This is a genomic window from Cellulomonas sp. B6 (genome assembly GCF_001462455.1).
GTDB lineage: Bacteria > Actinomycetota > Actinomycetes > Actinomycetales > Cellulomonadaceae > Cellulomonas.
Genome location: NZ_LNTD01000235.1, coordinates 1 through 3,376 on the forward strand (window position 1 = coordinate 1; position 3,376 = coordinate 3,376).

Annotated in this window: 3 protein-coding genes; 1 reads left to right on the forward strand and 2 read right to left on the reverse strand. The window is 77.1% G+C overall.

Annotated features, from left to right (window positions below):
* Positions 1-660 carry a bifunctional 4-hydroxy-2-oxoglutarate aldolase/2-dehydro-3-deoxy-phosphogluconate aldolase gene (locus ATM99_RS17215; protein ID WP_223305242.1) on the reverse strand — a complete coding sequence of 220 codons (660 nt, stop codon included), beginning with the start codon at positions 658-660 and terminating at the stop codon, positions 1-3.
* Positions 657-2,156 carry a glucuronate isomerase gene (uxaC, locus tag ATM99_RS17220; RefSeq protein ID WP_062104044.1) on the reverse strand — a complete coding sequence of 500 codons (1,500 nt, stop codon included), beginning with the start codon at positions 2,154-2,156 and terminating at the stop codon, positions 657-659. The genes ATM99_RS17215 and uxaC overlap by 4 nt, the downstream gene beginning before the upstream one ends.
* Positions 2,157-2,399: 243 nt before the next feature.
* Here uxaC and ATM99_RS17225 point away from each other — a divergent pair.
* A partial coding sequence (locus tag ATM99_RS17225; RefSeq protein WP_082659994.1) for a LacI family DNA-binding transcriptional regulator occupies positions 2,400-3,376 on the forward strand: 977 nt, incomplete at its 3' end.

Below are 3,376 nucleotides of genomic sequence, written 5' to 3' on the forward strand. Positions count from 1 at the left end.
TCAGGCGGGGTGGAGGGAGGCCGCGAGGGCGACCGCGTCGGCAACGAGCGCACGGACGCCCGCGACGTCGCCCGCGCGCACGAGGTCGCGCGGGACCATCCACGAGCCGCCGACCGCGGCGACGGCCGGCAGCGCGAGGTACTCCCCCAGGTTGGCCGGCCCGACGCCGCCCGTGGGCACGAAGCGCACGCCGCCGAAGGGTGCGGCGAGCGCCGCGATCGCGGCCGCGCCGCCGGACGTGCCGGCCGGGAAGAACTTCACGGTCGTGACGCCGAGCTCGAGCGCGGCCTGCACCTCGGTCGCCGTGACCGCGCCGGGCAGCGCGAGGACGCCGTGCTCGGCGCAGCGCTCGACGACGGCGCGCGACGTGCCGGGCGACACGACGTAGTCCGCGCCGGCCGCCACGGCCTGGTCGACCTGGGCCGCGGTGAGCACGGTCCCCGCGCCGACGAGCACGTCCCCGCGGGCCCGCAGCGCGCGGATCGCGTCGGCGGCGGCGGCCGTGCGGAACGTGACCTCGGCGACGGGCAGGCCGCCCTCGACGAGCGCGGTGCCGAGCGCGTCGGCGTGCTGCGCGTCGTCGATCACGACCACGGGGACGAGCCGGTGCGCGGCGAGCCGGTCGAGCACCGACGCCGCGGTGGGCTCGGCGGTGATCACGGCCCCACCCGGGCGGCGGAGCCTGCAGGCGCCAGGTCGTCGCGGCGTCCCGGGGCCGTGTCCCGGCGCGCGTAGGCGCTGCGCGGCAGGCCGTACGCCAGGTCGACCGCGGTCTCGATCGCCTCGTCGAGGTCGAGGCGGTGCTCGACCACCAGGCGCGCCAGGAAGCCCGCGTCGACGCGCCGCGACAGGTCGTGCCGCGCGGGGATCGACAGGAAGGCCCGCGTGTCGTCCACGAACCCGGTCGTGTTGGCGAAGCCCGCGGTGTCGGTGACGGCCTCGCGGAAGCGGCGCATGCCGTCGGGGGTGTCGAGGAACCACCACGGCGCGCCCAGGCGCACGGTCGGGTAGACCCCGGCGAGCGGCGCGAGCTCGCGGCTGAACGTGTCCTCGTCGAGCGTGAACAGCACGAGGCGCAGGTTCGGGTGGTGCCCGAACGCGTTCAGCAGCGGGCGCAGCGCGCGCACGTACTCGGTCGCGACGGGGATGTCGTAGCCGACGTCGGGCCCGCGCTGCGCCAGCACGCGCGGGTCGTGGTCGCGCAGCGAGCCCGGGTGCAGCTGCATGACCAGGCCGTCCTGCGTGGACATGCGGGCCATCTCGAACAGCATGTGCGCGCTGAACGCCTGCGCCGCGGCCGCGTCGACGTCGCCGCGCAGCGCCGCCGCGAACACCGCGGCCGCGTCGACCTCGTCCATCGGCGTGGTGTCCGCGAGCACGTGACCGTGGTCGGTCGCGCGGGCACCGGCCTCGACGAACGCCCAGCGGCGGGCCTCGAGCGCCGCGACGAACTCGCGGTAGGAGCCGATCGACGTGCCCGCGCGCTCGCCCAAGAGCGCGACGTCCTGCGCCCAGCCGGCACGGTCGGGGTGCAGCAGCGCGTCGGGCCGGAACGTCGGCACGACCCGCTCGCCCCAGCCGCGCGACGCGAGGTCGGCGTGGTCGTCCAGCGACGCCCACGCGGGGTCGGTGGTCGCGATGATCTCGATGCCGAACCGGTCGAGCAGCGCGAGCGGGCGGAAGTCCGGCTCGGCCAGGCGCGCGGCGATCGTGTCGTAGGCGGCGTCGGCGGTCCGCGCCGACAGCCGCTGCTCGACGCCCAGGACGTCGATGAGGACGTGCTCGAGCCAGAACCGCGTCGGGGTGCCGCGGAACAGGTGCCAGTGCGACGCGAACGCCCGCCAGATCTCGCGCGGGTCGGTCTCGACCGGACCGCCGTCGCGCCGCGGCACGCCGAGCGCGTCGTGCGGGACGCCCTGGGACACGAGCATCCGGACGAGGTAGTGGTCGGGCACGACGAGCAGCGACGCGGGGTCGCCGAACGGCTCGTCGCGCGCGAGCAGCCCGGCGTCGACGTGGCCGTGCATCGAGACGACCGGCAGGTGCTGCGTGGCCTCGAGGATCGTGCGCGCGACGGGTCGGGTGACGGGGTCGGCGGGCAGGGCACGGTCGGGGTGCAGCGCCCAGCGCGGGGCGGCGGCTGCGGGGTCGGTCATGCGGTCCTCCGGCGGCGGGCCACGGCGGCGCTGCGGTGCGCGGCCGGGTGCGGGCGACCGGTGCCGCCCACCAAGATGCAAACGTTTGCAGCACGACCATGCCAGGCCATCGACGACTCTGGCAAGGCCGGGTCACGATCGCTTGCACGCCCGACGCGCACCGTGATGAAATCGCATTCATCACCGGGTGCGCGGTCGCCGGCACCCGCGGGCCGTCCGGCCCCGAGCCCCCAGGAGCACCCGATGGCCGTCACGCTGCGCGACGTCGCGCGCGCCGCGGGCGTCTCCCCCGCGACCGCGTCCCGCGCGCTCAGCGCACCCGACCTCGTCGCACCCGAGCGTCGCGAGCTCGTCCAGCGCGTCGCGCGCGAGCTCGGCTACCGCCCCAACCGGGCCGCGCGCGAGCTCATCACCGGACGCACCGGGCACCTGTGCCTCGTCGTGCCCGACCTGGAGAACCCGTTCTTCTCGGCCGTCGCCAAGGCCGTGCAGGCCCGCGCCCGCACCACCGGGCACGCGGTCGTCGTCGCCGACGCCGAGGAGGACCCGCAGCTCGAGGCCGAGCTCGTCGCCCAGCTCGGCGCGCAGGCCGACGGCGTGCTGCTGTGCTCGCCGCGCATGTCGGCCGACGACCTCGCCGACGTCGCCGCCGGCGACCGCCCGGTGCTGCTCGTCAACCGCGAGGGTGCCGGCCTGCCGTCGGTCGTCGTCGACAACAGCGACGGCGTCCGGCAGGCCGTGCGGCACCTGCACGCGCTCGGGCACCGGCGGCTCGCGTACGCGGGCGGTCCGGCGGGCTCGTGGTCCGACGCACGGCGCCGCGACGGCCTCGCGGCGCTCGACCTCGGCGTCGAGGTCGTCGACCTGGGCGCGCACGCCCCCGTCTTCGCCGGCGGCGTCGCGGCGGCCGACCTCGCGCTCGCGAGCGGCGCGACGGCCGTGCTCGCGCACAACGACCTCATGGCCCTCGGCGTCCTGGACCGGCTGCGCGCGCGTGGCGTCCGGGTGCCGCAGGACGTGTCCGTCGTCGGGTTCGACGACGCCCCCGTCGCGACGCTCGTCGCCCCCGCGCTCACCACGGTCGCCGTCCCGCTCGCGCGGCTCGGCCGCACCGCGGTCGACCTGCTGCTCACGCCGCGCGAGGCCGCGCCGCGCACAACGACCTCATGGCCCTCGGCGTCCTGGACCGGCTGCGCGCGCGTGGCGTCCGGGTGCCGCAG